Annotated in this window: 15 protein-coding genes; 6 read left to right on the forward strand and 9 right to left on the reverse strand. The window is 63.6% G+C overall.

Going from position 1 to position 16,418, the window contains the following annotated elements:
- Positions 1-6 precede the first annotated feature (6 nt).
- The 4 genes from FFI89_RS34440 to FFI89_RS18890 are packed head-to-tail and all read left to right on the forward strand — an operon-like array spanning position 7 to position 1,895.
- Entirely contained in the window at positions 7-150 is a 144-nt protein-coding gene (locus FFI89_RS34440) for a hypothetical protein (RefSeq protein ID WP_168212948.1), read from the forward strand.
- Positions 137-1,408, forward strand: a complete 1,272-nt coding sequence (locus tag FFI89_RS18880; RefSeq protein ID WP_144642454.1) for a DUF6745 domain-containing protein — start codon at positions 137-139, stop codon at positions 1,406-1,408. The genes FFI89_RS34440 and FFI89_RS18880 overlap by 14 nt, the downstream gene beginning before the upstream one ends.
- Positions 1,405-1,665: a hypothetical protein gene (locus tag FFI89_RS18885; RefSeq protein WP_138829207.1), complete on the forward strand. Its 261-nt coding sequence runs from the start codon at positions 1,405-1,407 to the stop codon at positions 1,663-1,665. Before FFI89_RS18880 ends, FFI89_RS18885 begins: the two co-directional genes overlap by 4 nt.
- Positions 1,665-1,895: a hypothetical protein gene (locus FFI89_RS18890; protein ID WP_138829208.1), complete on the forward strand. Its 231-nt coding sequence runs from the start codon at positions 1,665-1,667 to the stop codon at positions 1,893-1,895. Before FFI89_RS18885 ends, FFI89_RS18890 begins: the two co-directional genes overlap by 1 nt.
- A gap of 144 nt (positions 1,896-2,039) precedes the next feature.
- Here FFI89_RS18890 and FFI89_RS18900 read toward each other — a convergent pair whose 3' ends face one another.
- The 9 genes from FFI89_RS18900 to hutI form a co-directional block, all read right to left on the reverse strand.
- The gene (locus tag FFI89_RS18900) at positions 2,040-3,407 is read right to left on the reverse strand and encodes a tyrosine-type recombinase/integrase (RefSeq protein ID WP_138829210.1); all 1,368 of its coding nucleotides are present in this window, start codon (positions 3,405-3,407) and stop codon (positions 2,040-2,042) included.
- A gap of 217 nt (positions 3,408-3,624) precedes the next feature.
- Positions 3,625-4,722, reverse strand: coding sequence for an MBL fold metallo-hydrolase (locus FFI89_RS18905; protein ID WP_210249011.1), 1,098 nt, complete (start codon positions 4,720-4,722; stop codon positions 3,625-3,627).
- A 34-nt stretch (positions 4,723-4,756) separates the two neighbouring features.
- Positions 4,757-5,566, reverse strand: a complete 810-nt coding sequence (locus tag FFI89_RS18910; RefSeq protein ID WP_138829211.1) for a helix-turn-helix transcriptional regulator — start codon at positions 5,564-5,566, stop codon at positions 4,757-4,759.
- A gap of 259 nt (positions 5,567-5,825) precedes the next feature.
- Positions 5,826-7,013 (reverse strand): 6-phosphofructokinase, encoded by a 1,188-nt coding sequence (locus tag FFI89_RS18915; RefSeq protein WP_138829212.1) that lies wholly within the window; start codon positions 7,011-7,013, stop codon positions 5,826-5,828.
- A gap of 56 nt (positions 7,014-7,069) precedes the next feature.
- On the reverse strand, positions 7,070-8,221 hold the full coding sequence (locus tag FFI89_RS18920; RefSeq protein WP_305764647.1) for a fructose-1,6-bisphosphatase: 1,152 nt from the start codon (positions 8,219-8,221) through the stop codon (positions 7,070-7,072).
- 922 nt (positions 8,222-9,143) lie between these two features.
- A complete protein-coding gene (locus tag FFI89_RS18930; protein WP_246669190.1) occupies positions 9,144-9,740 on the reverse strand; it encodes a HutD family protein in 597 nt (198 codons plus the stop codon).
- A 7-nt stretch (positions 9,741-9,747) separates the two neighbouring features.
- Entirely contained in the window at positions 9,748-11,415 is a 1,668-nt protein-coding gene (gene hutU / locus FFI89_RS18935; protein WP_138829213.1) for a urocanate hydratase, read from the reverse strand.
- The gene (gene hutH, locus FFI89_RS18940) at positions 11,412-12,986 is read right to left on the reverse strand and encodes a histidine ammonia-lyase (protein ID WP_138829214.1); all 1,575 of its coding nucleotides are present in this window, start codon (positions 12,984-12,986) and stop codon (positions 11,412-11,414) included. Before hutH ends, hutU begins: the two co-directional genes overlap by 4 nt.
- On the reverse strand, positions 12,983-14,197 hold the full coding sequence (hutI, locus tag FFI89_RS18945; protein WP_138829215.1) for an imidazolonepropionase: 1,215 nt from the start codon (positions 14,195-14,197) through the stop codon (positions 12,983-12,985). Before hutI ends, hutH begins: the two co-directional genes overlap by 4 nt.
- A gap of 94 nt (positions 14,198-14,291) precedes the next feature.
- On the opposite strand from hutI, the gene FFI89_RS18950 reads away from it, so the two are divergent.
- Both FFI89_RS18950 and hutC read left to right on the forward strand, forming a co-directional pair.
- Complete coding sequence (locus FFI89_RS18950) at positions 14,292-15,650, forward strand: formimidoylglutamate deiminase (protein WP_138829216.1); 1,359 nt, start codon at positions 14,292-14,294, stop codon at positions 15,648-15,650.
- On the forward strand, positions 15,647-16,390 hold the full coding sequence (gene hutC / locus FFI89_RS18955) for a histidine utilization repressor (RefSeq protein WP_138829217.1): 744 nt from the start codon (positions 15,647-15,649) through the stop codon (positions 16,388-16,390). Before FFI89_RS18950 ends, hutC begins: the two co-directional genes overlap by 4 nt.
- Positions 16,391-16,418 lie beyond the last annotated feature (28 nt).

The following is a 16,418-nucleotide window of genomic DNA, read 5'->3' on the forward strand; positions in this document are numbered from 1 at the left end:
AATTCGATGGATGCCGCTGCCCTCGCCGCCTCCTGCCTGATCGGCCTCGTCTGGTTCGATCAATGGTGGGCGGTTGGCGAAGCTGCCGGCGCCTGGCTGGGGACGGCGATTTGCAACCTTATTTTCGGAGGCGACCATGAAGAAGATTGAGACGATGACACCCGAGCAGCATGCCGAGTTGCCGGCGCTTCGCGAGCGATGGCGTGCGGTCGGCTTGGCGACCGCACCCATCCACGAAGAGGCTGCGCGCAGCGCAGTCCGAACTTTGTACGCGGCGGGCGAATGCCCGGCGCCCAAAGCCGTGATCGTGCTGGCGTCGCCGATGGCATGCCTGATCGCCCGCGCGATCTGCGAAAAACTGATGTCGCAGCAGCTCGGCGAAAACCAGCGCAAGGTGCTGGAAGCAAAGCTTCGGGGCCAGCTTTGGGGCCAGCTTCGGGACCAGCTTTGGGACCAGCTTCGGGGCCAGCTTTGGGGCCAGCTTTGGGACCAGCTTTGGGGCCAGCTTCGGGACCAGCTTCGGGGCCAGCTTCGGGACCAGCTTCGGGGCCAGCTTCGGGACCAGCTTCGGGGCCAGCTTCGGGGCCAGCTTTGGGGCCAGCTTCGGGACCAGCTTCGGGGCCAGCTTTGGGGCCAGCTTCGGGACCAGCTTCGGGACCAGCTTCGGGACCAGCTTTGGGGCCAGCTTCGGGACCAGCTTCGGGACCAGCTTCGGGACCAGCTTCGGGACCAGCTTCGGGACCAGCTTTTCGTCGATCCCTATTTCATCGGCGGCCAGGACGCCTACTGGCTCTCGTTCTACGAGTTCGGCGAAAAAATCGGCGCGCGCTATGGCGCGCGCACCAAGGAATTATTTGAAGCGTACAAGGGCTACGCGCTCAACTGCGGCTGGATGTATCCGTTCAAGGAGATCGCCTTCGTCAGCGACCGCCCGGAGCAGATCCATTTCGACGCCCAGCGCCGCCTGCACTCGTCGGCCGGCATGGCGGTTCGCTTCCGCGACGGCTGGGGTGTTCATGCCTGGCACGGCCTGCGGGTGCCGCCGCGGATCATCGAGACCAAAGAGTTCGACGCCGCCGCGATCGAAAGCGAGAGCAACGCCGAATTCCGCCGCGTCCTGCTCGAGCGCGAATATGACGGCCGCAGCGGCTTCGAGCTCTATGCCGAACAGCGCAAGGCCAGACTGATCGCCGAAGATATCTCGCACGGCTTTCCGCGCCGGCTGCTGGAAGTCAACGTCAAGGGCGAGAAGATCCGCATCATCGAGGCCACCAACGGCTCGCTGGAGCCGGACGGCTCGCGGCGCAAATTCCACCTCGGCGCCATGCGCGGCGAGACGCCGGCGGAAGTGGTGGCGGCGAGCTACGGCATCGCCCCGAAAGTCTATGCCGAGGCAGTCCGTACATGAGCAAGGCGCCCGAACGCCTCAGCAACCGGCAGATCGCCACCATGAAACTGATGGCGGTCTGCGGCGCGCGCGGCGATCCGGTCCGACTGACCCGCGACCAACGCGAGGCGATGACGCCGTTGTGGCGTCGCAGCCTGGTCGAAATCTGGTGGCGGCGCTCGCCGACCGAGCGCGCGCTCCAGGGACCGTTCTTCCGCCTAACCGAACCAGGCCGAACGCTGATCCTTTCCATCCTCGCCGCCAAGAAGGCCGCCTGATGAACATGCGCTCACCCTCCGCTGCGGTCCTACACCAACCGCCCCGCGGCGCTGCCGAGCGCGGCCGTGCGCACCGGCTGGATCTCTGGCGGCTGCGCGGCCAGGCCGCTCGCGCCGCCCATCAGCCGCGCCAGGTGCCGCCGGCGCCACGATCGACCGACCCCGAGCTGCGCGACGAGATCGAGGCCGCATGGCTCGCCGGCTATGACGGGAGGAACGGCGGGAAATGACCCCGACGCCGATCACAGAGCAACGGCTGCTCGGCGCGATCGTCATCGTATCGGAAGTGATCGTCAAGCACGGCACCAAATATGCGCCCCTGCTCGATCGCCTCGAGCGCGAGCTGGCGGATTTACGGAACGTCGACGATCCAGTCAGCCGCGCGAGGCGGCACCTGGCACGTGCAGACCTGGCACGCGCACCAGCTGCGGCCGCAGCACCATCCCCGGCGCCAGCGCAATTTCGCTGAGATAGTGCAGCTTCACTTCCAGGCCGTGGCCGTCGCCATATTTCGGCTTGCCGGTCGCGTGCCCCATCAGTTCATTGGTCAATTCGTCAGGGGCCCGCGCATCGCGCAGCCGATCCTTGAAGCCGTGCCGCAGCGAGTACAGCGTGTGCAGCTCAGTCGGCTTCATGCTATGCTCGGCAAAGAACTTGTTGACCGCCGCCGAGAACGAATCGCCGTTATCGCGGTAGCGCGGAAACCCATCGGGAAACGCGCGCATCGCCTCGAGCGCAATGCCGACCAGCGGGATGTCGCGCTCGGACTGGTCGGTCTTGAGCTCGCGGTCGTCGGGCCGGATCCGGATAAACGGGATATTGCTGTCGAGGATGATATGCGGCCGGCGCAGGTTGACGATTTCCGACGGCCGTGCCCCGGTGTTGATGATCACGTGGACCGCGGCCCGCTCCTCGACGTTCATGGCGTCGAGCGCGCCCGGCGCCAGCATGACGCTGACGATAAACGGCGCCGTGAACGGCGGCCGCGATCGCGCCTTGTCGCCTTCAAGGCGGGTGCCGGCGAACACTGGCTCGAGTCGCAGCTGGTGCCGCTTGGAGACGGCGCGCAGCATGCCGGTGATATGCGTCAGGTTACGGTTTGCCGTGCCGGCCTTGACCTCGTCATCGAGCACGCGCTGTTCCCAATGTTCGGCGAATTTCAGGGCATTGTCGCGTGTCAGCGCATGGATGGCCTTGTCGCCGACGACCGAGATCAGCAGCGCCGCGGCGTTGCGCTTGCCGTTCATCCATTTCTTGAGCTGGCCCGGCGATTTTTTTGCCGACGCGGTGCGCTTGGCGGCAAAGAATTCGTCGCACAGAGTCGACAGCATGATCTCGGGCAGCGGCACGCCGCCGAGCACCGCCGCCGTCGTGGCCGCATCGTCGCGGCGCGCGCCCAGGGCGAGCTGATCGACCCGCGCGAGGATATCCGCCAGCCCTTCCTGCACCACCGCTTCCACGGGCTTGTAGTGCAGTCCCAGCGCCCGTGCGAGCGCGCGGGCCTGCTCGACGTTGATGCTGGCCTGCTGCACCGTTCCGGCGGCCAGCGCCCGCCAGGAGGCCTGCAGATCGAGGTCCATCTGCTTGGCGACGCGACCGGCCCTGACGCCGGCGCGATCATCGGCCACCTTGATCTTGGTCGACAGCTTGACGATGCCCCGCGGATCCACCGCCGCATACGGTTCCGGCACCCGGCGCACGAAATGCCAGACCCCGTTCCGCTTCGTCAGACGCTCCGTCATCTTGCCCCGGCTGTTGGACGTTTTGTTGGACACAATGTCCGCTACAGCAGGCCGGAAAGTCAATAAAATTAAGGTTATGCCCAATCTACAAGGGTTTTTGCAATTTCAGCGGAATTCCGCTAGGGAGCGCCAAATCTCCAAAATTGGCTTTGAATTGATTTTGGTTTTTGTCCGATTTGGCAAACCGGAATCTGACGGGAAGATCATCAGACCCTACTCATTTCGGATACGCGCCGAGATTGGGGTCCCATCTCTTTAGGGACACGCTGCTGCCGATTGTGAGCCTCATCAGGTCTTCGCCCGACGCCAGCGGACCTTGATAGGTGGTCCGTGTCCGCGTGACGATTTCCTCACCGGCCGTTCCGATCAGGACGAAATGCGTATACACGGCGAGCTTCGGTTTTACTTGCGAAAACACTGTGCCAGCTTGCTCGGGTGAGGTGTGATGATCCGCGACCGGCTTTAGTGCGGGGACCGCGGCCAGTTGAGGCGAGATAGCGAACACCTCGTGGATCAGAAGATCAGTCCCAGCAGCGTGCCGAATTAAATTCTCATCGGGTTGGGTGTCGCCTGAAATCGTAACCGACCTTGAAGCGTAATCAACCCGATACCCAACCGAGGGCTTGATAAGGTCCCCGTGATTGACCGCAAACGCGGTGACTTTCACGCCACCCTCTTCAAACACAACACCATCCTGGGCGAAGTTGTGCGGCTCGATTCCGGTTGCCGCTGCGGTGACGTGCTCGTCGGCCTGCCGAATGCGCACGTCGTCCGAAAACGCTTCGGTCAGTCCCTTCGCAATCTTTACCACGCCGTTTAACCCGGCGGTGTCGTCGGATGGTCCCCACAGTCTCAAGGGCTTAGCACGTGACCCGAACGGGCCGAACATGTAGCCGGTCATCCAGAGATCCGGCAAACCCTCGACGTGATCCGAATGATAATGCGTGAGAAAAACGGCGTCGATGCCTTTGCCGAACGACATACCCAGTTGGTAGAGCCTTACGGTGACCCCACGGCCGGCATCGAACAGGAGATTAAGCCCTCCGGCTTGAACCAGCGTAGCCGGTCCGAATCGAGTGGTGCTCGGTACTGGAGAGCCGGTGCCAAGTAACGTCACGATGATTTCGTCCGGTGCCGGGAAGTTCTCCGCCGCACCAGCATTGCCAGAGATCGAACCAGCCGCGGCGGCCAACAGCGCCGCCGCGGCTACGAGCAATAAGCGCCGGATTGTCTTCTCGCCTACCACCATGGCTTTTGCTCCGCAAAAAGGATGATCGCGACAGCCGTCCCAGAGTCCGCGAGGAAGTTCGAACAATATTGCTCCTGGTTTGATCCGACGCTTGTATTTTTCAGTCATGTATGGGCGAAAGGATGTTCTCCCAATCGCCAATAAACTGACTTGGTACGGCACCGGCCAATGCATGGCACTCGCGAACGAAATGCGCTTGGTCGAAATATCCGGTCGCATGGGCAATCTCCGTCCAAGGTTTTGCCGGAGTCTTGCGGTGCATCATCAAAGCTGTGTCGAACCGGATGGTCCGCGCGTAAAGTTTCGGTGAAAGCCCTACCTGCCTCGTGAAGCGGCGCTGAAACTGCCGCGCGCTGAGGCCGGATCGCGCAGCCAAATCCTCGATCCGGATGCGACCACACGTGGCCAACATCGAACGTGAAGCTTTTTCGATTGCATCTGCGGGCGCAAGCGTATCCAGCATCGCGCCAATATAGCGTTCAGCGGCGGCCACACGCGCCGGAAAGTCCGGTGCCGAGCGCACGAGATCGCTAAGGACTGAAGCGCGGTTGCCGAAGACATCCCTGGCCGCGATACCTTCATTGACGAGTGAGGTCATGTCGATCCCGACCAACCGGTTGAGACCAGTCGGTTGAAACAAAATGTTGAACACATGGATTTCACCAGACAAATAAAGCTGGGTGTGGCGAGAACTTTGCGGCCCAACGACGACCGTCTCTGGTGCCTGGGTCATAGGGCCGCCATCGACCCGCAGCTTGAACGGTTCCGCCAGATATATATCGATTATCTGGTGAGGCCGCGCTGGTAAGGGCCACGTGAGTACTGTTGTTCCGAGATTTGAACGCCGTTCTTCGAACGAGCGCACGATGCCGCCAAGTGCGGGATGGGGCTTGATTCGGATAATCTCCATTTACGGCCCTCTCCCAGGTCAAAACACGACATCAATGACCAACTATCTTCGTTCGAACCTCGCAATCGCAATGCCAGAGTGAGACTAAGCGCATATCAATGGGTTCGGGACCTAGCATGGACCGAAGGCTCGGTTTGCCAACAGCCGAAATAGACTATGTGTATCAATGCACGTTTTCGGCTTCCAAAAAATGGAAAACCGCTTGATATTGCTCGAATATCGCCCTTCGCTGGGGAGCGCCAAAATACCGCCCGCCATCCTATGACGCGCGGTTGAGAAAGATCGGCAACCCCAGCTTGTTGGCGTAGATGGGACGGTAGCGCTCTGTGTTGTACGCGCTGGCGACGTCCAATGTGCGCGGCCCAAGCCTGGCGTCAGGGATGGGCACGAGGTCGTAGCGGCCCTCTACCAGCGCCGACATGAGGCCGGTCTTGCCTTCCAGGATGGCATCGTAGGCCATGTTACCGAAAGTCAGGGCTACAAGCTTGTCGATGAAGTCCGGATCGCCCGATCTCAGGTCGTAGGTGAGGTCAGAGGTGATCGTCTCCTCGCCGGCGCGCCGCTTGATCTCATCGGCAAGCGCTTCGGCCACGCTGGCCTTCTTGCGGTGACCGTAGGCGTCGGGCTCGCCGTATTCCTGGAGCTTGTAGCCCTCCCACTCGGCGCCCTCGCTGAGCACGATCAGCGCGTAGTTGCTTGGGTTGGCGCGCTTCTCCTCGATGAGCAACTGGACAAGTTTGTCGAGATTGACCTTGTACTCCGGTATGACGCATCGTATCGAGGTCGCGTACGCAGTGTATAGCGCGGTGAATCCGGCATCGCGGCCAAAGACCCGGAAAATGCCAATTCGCTCGTGCGAGCCGACAGTGGTACGCTGCCGCTGGATGGCATCGCTGGCGCGGGTGATCGCGGTCGAGAAACCGATGCAGTATTCGGTGTTGCGGACGTCGTTGTCCATCGTCTTGGGGATGGCGATGATCTTGACGCCGAGTTCGTTGAGTCTGGCCGCATAACTGAGCGTGTCGTCGCCGCCGATGGCGATCAGATGTTCGATGCCGAGCCCCGAGAGGTTCGCGAGCACTTGGCTGGTGAGGTCCCACGTCTTGGCTGCGATGCCGCCTTTGGTGCTCAGGGAGACTGGAAAGTCCTTGCCGACGAGATGATCGGGCAGCTTTTGCATTTTTGACGGATTGGTGCGGCTCGAGTGCAGCACGGTGCCGCCGCGCCGATCGATGGTGCGAGTGTTTTCACGGTCCAGCGGGATGAGGTAGTGGGACCTGCTGGTCGGGTCATCGAGGTTCAGGTGCGTGAGGGCCTCCCAACCACGGCGAAAACCAACGACCTCGATGTCGTTCTCACTGCCGCGATAAGTCACGGTCTTGATGATTGCGTTGAGGCCGGGGACGTCGCCGCCGCCCGTGAGAATGCCAATGCGTTTTCTCGCCATGCTGCACGGTCACCGTAACTCCAAGCTTCTCAGTAGCCGGTCTAGCGCAGCGCTCTCTACTCGGCCGCTTCCGGCTTGCGCTCCTCGCGCAGACGAAAACGCTTCACCAGTGCGGACACAGTGTCTCGGAAGCCGCCATACTCCAGCTCGGAATAGGGCAGCATCGCGGCGCCAGACCAGCCCTGGCTGCGCATCTCGATTGCCTTGCGCTGGGCACGCCGGCGGACCTCGTCCCACGCCGGGTTGTCGAAGAAATCGGTAAAGGACTCCGAAAAGCGGCCGTCCTTGTCGATCGAAAAACCGGCGCAGGAAACGATCGGCAGGCAGTACAGGCCTGTCACCGGCGTGTTAAGTGGCACGGGCATGAGCGGCATCACGTGCGAACCGCGCGCATCCCCGCCTACGAAGTGCGCCTTGGCGAACGGCGAGACGATTTCTTCGGGCGCCGGGAAAATCCCCTGGTTTCTGACGATCGCGACTGGATCGTCCTTGCCGGTGTACTTGCCTGCGATCGAGTGAAGACGCTGCGCCGAAACAGCGACGACAACCTCGTCAAACGTTCGAGAAACGATGCGATCGATGCCAAAGCGCTCGTTGTCGCGGAGCAGCGCGGCAATGTGGTAGCCGTCCGCGGGCGCGTCAAGTTCGATCACGCTGTCGCCGGCCGTATTATCCATGTCGATGACATGGAAACGGAAACCCTTGATCATCGGGGGCAGCATCAGCCCGGCGCAATACATGGGATCGGCGAAGGCGAGGTAGAGCGGCAGGTTGTAGGCGCCGGGGCCGCATTTGTCGGCGGCGAATACCATGAAGGACTCCGCTGGCCTCGAACCCGAAAGGCTGTGGTCGAAGCTGAGCTCGGCGACGGCCGGTCCGGCGCCGCGAATGTTTCCCGAAGGTGCGTCGACGAGAAGATCCTGTCCGGCGCCGTAGAGGCCGGAGGTTTTCGCAACCGACGTGGCTGCGAGAAACGTCTTCCAGGCGAGTTGATGTACCTCGGAGCTCCCCTCGCCCCGTGTGTGCGTCATGATGATCGCAATGTCGTCGCCGGTGTGGCAGATGAAACCGTCGATCAGTAGACCATTGCAGATCGCCTTCGCGACCTCGCCCTCGACAGTTGCCATCATGCGTGAGGACGGTTTCGTATGCCCGCCAACGGAGCCAACGTCAGCCTTGATAACTGAAAGAGTGAGTCTCATGCGCATCTCTCCCACCCGCGCAAGCTAACGCCTCAGCGCTCGCTGCGCCGGGGCGACGGCGCTGCTCATTGGCGCAAAGAACGTCTGACGTTGTGAAAGGTTCCCACGCGAGGATTGTGACCACCCTACTGCGCCGGAGGGCCTCCTTTATGCGGTCAAAGCGGACGTCGCGACACACTGCTGCCCGAGGGGTCCTTGCTGCAGGAAAAGTTTGCCAACAGCCAAAATAGACCGCGTGTATCAATGCGCGAATTTGCCCTCAGAAAAGCGGCAAACCGGTTGATTTCGTTCGCATATCTCCCTTCGCTAGGGACCGCCAAAGCTTTCAGACGAGGCTGATTTCACGGGTTTTCTTGCAGGTTTGCCAATTCATTCTAATCGGGAATGGAATGCCGGCCGAGCCCACCATTAGAGATTGCGGGATCCGTCGGCGACGCCTGCGCGGGCTCGCCATAACCCTCCATTCAGATTGACCGCGCCAGGCGCCGGAACCAACCGCAAGACATGGCGCTTGGTTCGTTATGCGGGCAGCGATTTGAGGAGGCGAGATTGTTCCTCATAGGGCTCGGCGCGCTGCTGTTTTTTGTCGGACTGTTGTACATGGCACGCGCTACTATTTGGCGGGGACAGCTTAGCGGCCGTGATTCCTCCCAGCCGGTTCGAGACACTCTGGAGCCGCCACGGCGCGGCCTTGGATTCTTGGGGATCGGAACGAACTGGCCGGGCATTCTTCTTATGGCGATCGGGGCAGTTCTGCTGGTGTCGGGGGGCGGATTCTAGCCTCAGCTACCCGTGCCTGTGTAAGCAAAGGAAGCCCCGGGGGTTTGCCACAGGCCGAAGGACGTCTATCGCAAGCCGATCGCGTCCTGACCTGAAAGTTGCAACGAGCGCGCGCACGTTGGTGGGCTCGAATCCGGCAGCCGACAGCTCACGCTCGCAGGATCGACACGTGATACAGCACGCCCGCGCCTTCGCACCTCAGCGGATCCCCTGCCCGTGCGGCTTCGTCGATGACGGCATCGCCCGGCTCCAGTTCTGCCGCGCCATGCGGCGAATGAAGGCTGATCCGGCCATGCCTCAGCAACAGCAGGGAAATATCGGCCGCGGCCCGCAGGCTTGTGCTTCCGGCGAAATCGACCACGCTTACGCTGTGCGAGAAGTGGCCGCGGCGGGTCATCACATTGAGGTCGCGGATCGGGCCATCGACCAATGACGCCGACGCCGGACTGTCGCCGGGGAAGATCGCTGGCTCGCCGCCGACGACCAGGGTCAGCGGCGATCGATCGCCAACCTGCAGCCTCATCCCCTGGCCTTCGAGCAGCAGCAGCGTGCGGTCGATGCCTGGAAACAGCGAGAACGCGCCATCGCTTGCCACTTCAGCCGTGCTGACGCGCCAGTCGAACGATGCCAGCGACGCATCCGGCGGAGCCACGGCAATCTCGGTCGTTACGCCGCCGCCATTCTTCCACGGCATGCGCCGATGCTCATGCGCACGCAACAGCTTCAGCCGGCCTTCGTTCGTCACGGCGCTCTCAAGTCAGACCGGGCAGATCGAGCCCATGCTCCCGGGCACAGGCAATCGCGGTTTCATAGCCCGCATCGGCGTGGCGCATGACCCCCGTTGCCGGGTCGTTCCACAGTACCCGCGCGATCCGGCGCGCGGCCTCCGGCGTACCGTCGGCCACGATCACCATGCCGGCGTGCTGGGAATAACCGATGCCAACGCCGCCGCCGTGATGCAGCGAGACCCACGTCGCCCCGCTCGCGCAGTTGAGCAGCGCGTTGAGCAGCGGCCAGTCGGACACCGCATCCGAGCCGTCGCGCATGGCTTCGGTTTCCCGGTTCGGGCTCGCAACCGAGCCGCTGTCGAGATGATCGCGGCCGATGACGATCGGCGCCTTCAACTCCCCCCGCGCCACCATTTCGTTGAACGCCAGGCCGAGCCGATCGCGATCGCCGAGGCCTACCCAGCAGATCCGCGCCGGCAGCCCCTGGAACTTGATCCGCGCCTTCGCCATGTCGAGCCAGTTGTGAAGGTGCTTGTTGTCCGGAATCAGCTCCTTGACCTTGGCGTCGGTCCGGAAAATGTCTTCGGGATCGCCCGAGAGCGCCGCCCACCGGAACGGCCCGATCCCGCGACAGAACAGCGGGCGGATGTAGGCCGGAACGAAGCCCGGGAAATCGAACGCGTTCTTCAGCCCCATGTCCTGCGCCATCTGGCGGATGTTGTTGCCATAGTCGAGCGTGGGGATACCCCGGGCGTGGAAATCCAGCATGGCCTGGACATGGCCGACCATGGAGGTCTTGGCCGCCGCTTCAACCGCTTTCGGGTCGGCCTCGCGCCTCGACTCCCACTCCGCCAGCGTCCATCCCTTGGGCAGATAGCCGTTGATCGGATCGTGCGCGCTGGTCTGGTCGGTGACGATGTCGGGCCGCACGCCACGCCGGACCAGCTCCGGGAAAATATCGGCGGCATTGCCAAGCAGGCCGACCGAGATCGGCTTCCCGGTCTGTGCCGCCTCCGCCATGATCGCGAGCGCTTGATCCAGCGTTTCGGCCCGCCGGTCGAGATAGCCGGTGCGCAACCGCATCTCGATGCGGCTCGGCTGGCATTCGACCGCCAGCATCGATGCCCCGGCCATGGTCGCAGCCAACGGCTGGGCGCCGCCCATGCCGCCGAGACCCGCCGTCAATATCCACTTGCCCGCAAGGCTGCCGCCATAGTGGCGCCGGCCCACTTCGACGAATGTTTCATACGTGCCCTGCACGATGCCCTGGCTGCCGATGTAGATCCAGGACCCGGCCGTCATCTGCCCGAACATCATTAGTCCGAGCTTGTCCAGATGGTTGAAGTGATCGAGCGTCGCCCAGTGCGGCACCAGGTTCGAATTCGCGATCAGCACACGCGGTGCGTCGGGATGGGTACGGAAGATTCCGACAGGCTTGCCGGACTGCACGACCAGCGTCTGGTCGGCATCGAGCTTTCGCAAAGCCGAAACGATCCGGTCAAAGCTGTTCCAGTCACGGGCAGCGCGGCCGATGCCGCCGTAGACGACGAGTTCGCTAGGCTTTTCCGCCACGTCAGGATCGAGATTGTTCATCAGCATGCGCAACGGCGCTTCCGTGAGCCAGCTCTTGGCGCTGATCTCGGACCCGCGGGGCGCGCGGATCGTGCGGTCGTTGTCCAATCGGGCGTTCATGACAGACCTTTCTCGGCAAGCGTTGGAAACGGATTTGTTGGAAGCACCGACAGCGCGGCCGCAGGCAAGGCGCCGGCTTCCACCAGCGCCGTTGCCTTCGCGAGATCGTCGGCCATGTAGCGGTCGTGGCCGAGCGCGGGCACCAGTTCACGCAGCACGGCGACAACCGCCGCCAGCGCGGGACTGGTCGTGTGCGGGGCGCGCAGCCCGATGCCCTGCGCGGCAGCCAGCAGTTCGATGCCGACAATGTTGGCGAGATTGTCGGCCATGTCCGACAACCGTCGCGCCGCGTGCGCGGCCATCGACACGTGATCTTCCTGGTTGGCACTGGTCGGCGTCGAATCGATCGAACAGGCCGCCGCGCGCTGCTTGTTCTCGGCATAGAGCGCGGCGGCCGTCACTTCGGCGATCATGAATCCGGAGTTGACGCCCGGCTCAGGCGTCAGGAACGGCGGCAGGCCGAAATTCAGTGCGGGATCGACCAGCGTGGCAATCCGCCGCTCGCTGATGGCGCCGATCTCGGACAATGCTAGCGCCATCTGGTCGGCGGCGAACGCGACCGGTTCGGCGTGAAAATTTCCACCCGAGACGATTTCTCCGCTCTCGACCAGCACCAGCGGATTATCCGTAACGGCGTTGGCCTCGATGGTCAGCGTGCGGGCAGCTTGTATCAACAGGTCCAGCGCGGCGCCGGCGACCTGCGGCTGGCACCGCAGGCAGTAGGGATCCTGCACTCGCTCGTCACCTTCGAGATGCGATTTGCGAATGTCGCTACCCTCCAGCAACGCGGTCAGGGCCGCGCCGGCCGCGATCTGCCCGGCATGTCCCCGCAATTGCTGGATCTCGGAACGAAACGGCGCCGTGGAAGCCATAGCCGCATCGACCGACAACGCGCCGGTCACCAGCGCCGCGCAGAGCAGGCCGTGAGCGCGCAACAGACCGGAAATGGCATAGGCCGTCGAAAACTGCGTCCCGTTAATCAAGGCAAGACCTTCCTTGGGCCCGAGCGTCAACGGCGCAAGTCCAGCGGCGGCGAGTGCCTCTCGACCCGGGACAAGCCTGCCGTCGATCGTGGCCTGACCTTCGCCGATCATGACCGCGGTCATATGCGCCAGCGGCGCCAGGTCGCCGGATGCGCCTACCGACCCCTGCTGCGGCACCAGCGGATAAACGCCTCGCGCCAGCATGGCCTGGAGTTGCTCGATCACCTGCCGCCGCACACCGGAAGCGCCGCGTCCCAGCGAGACGATCTTCAGCGCCATCATCAGACGAACGATGGCCTCCGGCGTCGGCCGTCCCACCCCGCAGCAATGCGACACGATAAGGTTGCGCTGCAGCAGCTCGGTCTGATCCGGGGCGATGCGCTTCGACGCCAACTTGCCGAATCCGGTATTGATTCCGTACGCGGGCGTATCCGCGCGCGCGGCTTTCGAAACAATGACGCAAGCGGCCTCCACGCGCGGCCAGAATGACGGATCGAGCACAACGCTCGCGCCCGCCAGCACCTGCGCCAGATCGTCGAGACCAACCCTTCCGGGCGAAACGACAATCGATGTTGCCGCGCCGCTCATTGCCCCCTCCAGACCCGGCAGTGCAGCGGGTTGAAGCCGATCCGGTAAGCGAGCTCGGCCGGCCGGTCGATGTCCCAGATCGCGAGATCGCACCATTTGCCCGCTTCGAGCGTGCCGGTTTCGCCGAGAAGACCCAGCGCGCGCGCGCCTTCGCGCGTCACGCCGGCGAGACATTCGGCAACGGTCATCCGGAACAGCGTTGCAGCCATGTTCATGACCAGCAGCAGCGACGTCAGCGGCGAACTGCCGGGGTTGCAGTCGGTGGCCAGCGCCATGCTGACGCCGTGAGCCCGGAACAGCTCTACCGGAGGTTTCGTCGTCTCGCGAATGAAGTAGAACGCGCCCGGCAGCAGCACGGCCACCGTTCCCGCCCGCGCCATGGCCGCTGCGCCGGCCTCATCGGTGTGCTCGAGATGATCGGCGGATAGCGCGGAAAATTCCGAAGCAAGCACCGCACCGCCGAGGTTCGACAATTGATCCGCATGCAGCTTGACCGGCAATCCAAGGGCCTTCGCCGCGCGGAACACGCGCGCCGTCTGCTCTGCCGAGAATGCAATGCCTTCCATGAAGGCGTCGACGGCATCGGCCAGTCCGGCACGCGCCACGGCCGGCAACATCTCCCGGCAAACAAGGTCGATGTAGCGGTCCTTGTCGCCTCCGGCTTCCGGAGGCAGCGCATGCGCACCGAGAAACGTGGTCCGGATCGTCACCGGCCGGCTGCGGCCGACCGCGCGCACCGCGGACAGCTGGCGCATTTCGGTTTCCGTATTGAGCCCATAGCCGGACTTGATTTCCAGCGTCGTCACGCCCTCGCCAATCAGGGCGTCGAGCCTGGGCAGTGCGCCGGCGACAAGGTCGGCCTCGCTCGCAGCCCGGGTCGCGGCGACCGTCGAGACAATGCCGCCGCCCGCCCGCGCGATCTCTTCGTAGCTTGCCCCCTGCAGCCGCAGTTCGAATTCGTGCGCGCGGTTTCCGCCGAACACCAGGTGGGTATGACAATCGACCAGACCGGGCGTGATCCACCGCCCCGCGCAATCGATCCGCTCCACTGCGTCGACATCCACAGGAAAATCAGAGCGCGCGCCTGCGAAGATGATGCGGCCGTCGCGCGCCGCGACCACGCCGTGCTCGATCACACCAAGGTCGGGTATATCCGCCCGCACCGTGGCGAGCCGGGCGTTGTGCCAGATTCGATCGAAGCGCTCGGCCATGTGGCATTTCCCTTCACGGTGGAAGCTTGACGGCAACTCTCGATATGTCTAGACATATAATTGTGTTGGTGTTCTGTCCAGCCGGTTTGGAAACATGTTAACTCTGCATTTCGAATCCGCGCTGCTCCCTTCGGGGTGGGCCGATGACGTGCAGCTGGTTGTGACCGACGGAACCATCACGAAGGTCACCGCCGGCGTTGCGCCGGGCACCCAGAATGAACGCCACGCGTTGGCAATCCCCGGAATAGCGAGCCTGCACAGCCATGCGTTCCAGCGCGGCATGGCCGGACTCGCTGAAACGCGCGGTACGGCTGCCGATACGTTCTGGACCTGGCGCGAGGTGATGTATCGGTTTGCATTGGCAATGACGCCGGACGATACCGAAGCCGTCGCAACCTGGCTCTATACCGAAATGCTGGAGCAAGGCTTCACGCGCGTCGGGGAATTCCACTATCTCCATCACGACCGCGACGGCGCGCGCTATGCCAATCCGGCCGAGATGGCGACACGCATCGCGCGCGCCGCCGAGATCACCGGTATTGGACTCACGCTGTTGCCGAGTTTCTACGCGCACAGCTCATTTGGCGGAGCCATGCCGCATCCCGGCCAGCGCCGGTTCATTTCCTCGATCGATCAGTTCGCCGACCTGGTTGCCGCGACACGCGCTGCCGTCCGGGCGCTGCCCGGCGCCAATGTCGGCATTGCGCCGCACAGTCTGCGGGCTGTGACACCCGACGAATTGACGGCCATCGTGCCCTTGGCGGAAAATGGACCGGTGCATATCCATGCCGCCGAACAGGTCAAGGAAGTTGAGGAATGCATCGCCTGGTCGGGCCGACGCCCGGTTGAATGGCTGCTTGACCATGCGCCGCTCGATCAGCGCTGGTGCCTCATCCATGCGACCCACATGACGGCGGCGGAGACCGCCGCGCTTGCCAGGAGCGGCGCGGTTGCCGGGCTCTGCCCGGTGACCGAGGCAAGCCTCGGCGACGGTATTTTTCCGGGCCGCGAATTCCTCGACGCGGGCGGCCGGTTCGGCGTCGGCACGGATTCCAATGTCCTGGTCGGCGTCGCCGACGAGCTACGCCAGCTCGAATACGGCCAGCGGCTGAAGCACCGCGAGCGCAACGTACTGTCCGGCGGTCCCGGCGTCTCGACCGGTCGCGCGCTGCTCGACGCCGCGCTCGCCGGCGGCGCTCAAGCGTTGGCTCAGCCGGTGGCCGGACTGCAGGCCGGCGCGCGCGCCGACATCGTGACCCTCGACGCCGGTCATCCGTCGCTGGCCGGGCGCCACGGCGATGCGGTGCTCGACGGCTGGATTTTCGCGGCAGGTCCGGGGGTCGTCGATTGCGTCTGGGCCGGCGGCAGCAAGGTGGTTGAAGGCGGACGTCACCGGCTCCGCCAGCAGGCGCGCGAAATCTTCAACGCGACGGTGCGGAGGCTCGCGGCATGAGCCTCCCCGCGCGTCGCGTCAATTCCCAATCCGACGACAAACCGACGCTCTACAAGCAGATCCGGCGCGACATCGAGCGCCGTATCCTGACCGGCGAATGGCCGCCGGGGCACCGCATTCCGTTCGAACACGAGCTGATGGAGCGCTATGGCTGCGCGCGAATGACGGTAAGCAAGGCGCTATCGGAACTGGCCCAAGCCGATCTAATCGAGCGGCGAAGGCGGGCCGGCACCTTTGTCCGCCGTCCCACGTTGCTGTCGGCAGTGTTGAAGATTGCCGACATCCGCGCCGAGATTACCGCCCTCGGCCGCAGCTACGGCTATCAGTTGATTCAATGTTCCCGCCGCGCCGCGAACGCCACTGATAGGGCCCGTCTCGGCGTGCGCAAAACCGGCAAGGTGGTCGCAATCACCAGCCGTCACAGCGCCGATGGCGTGCCGTTCGCGATCGAGGACCGGCTGATCGATCTCGACGCGGTGCCCGAGGCGGCGACGGCCGATTTTGCGATCGAACCGCCCGGCTCGTGGCTGCTGCATCATGTCCCCTGGACGGAAGCCGAGCACGCGATCAGCGCCATCGCGGCTGACGAGGATTCGGCATCCGCGCTGGACATCGCAGTTGGCGCGCCCTGCCTCGTGATCGAGCGGCACACCTGGCGCAGCGAACGGACACTGACCGCGGTGCGCCTCGTCTATCCCGGCGAATCTCACAAACTGGTTGCCCGCTTCAAAGGCGGCTGAGGGAGAGATATCAATGCGCTTGAACGCA

The sequence above is a fragment of the Bradyrhizobium sp. KBS0727 genome (assembly GCF_005937885.2).
Classification (GTDB): Bacteria; Pseudomonadota; Alphaproteobacteria; order Rhizobiales; family Xanthobacteraceae; genus Bradyrhizobium.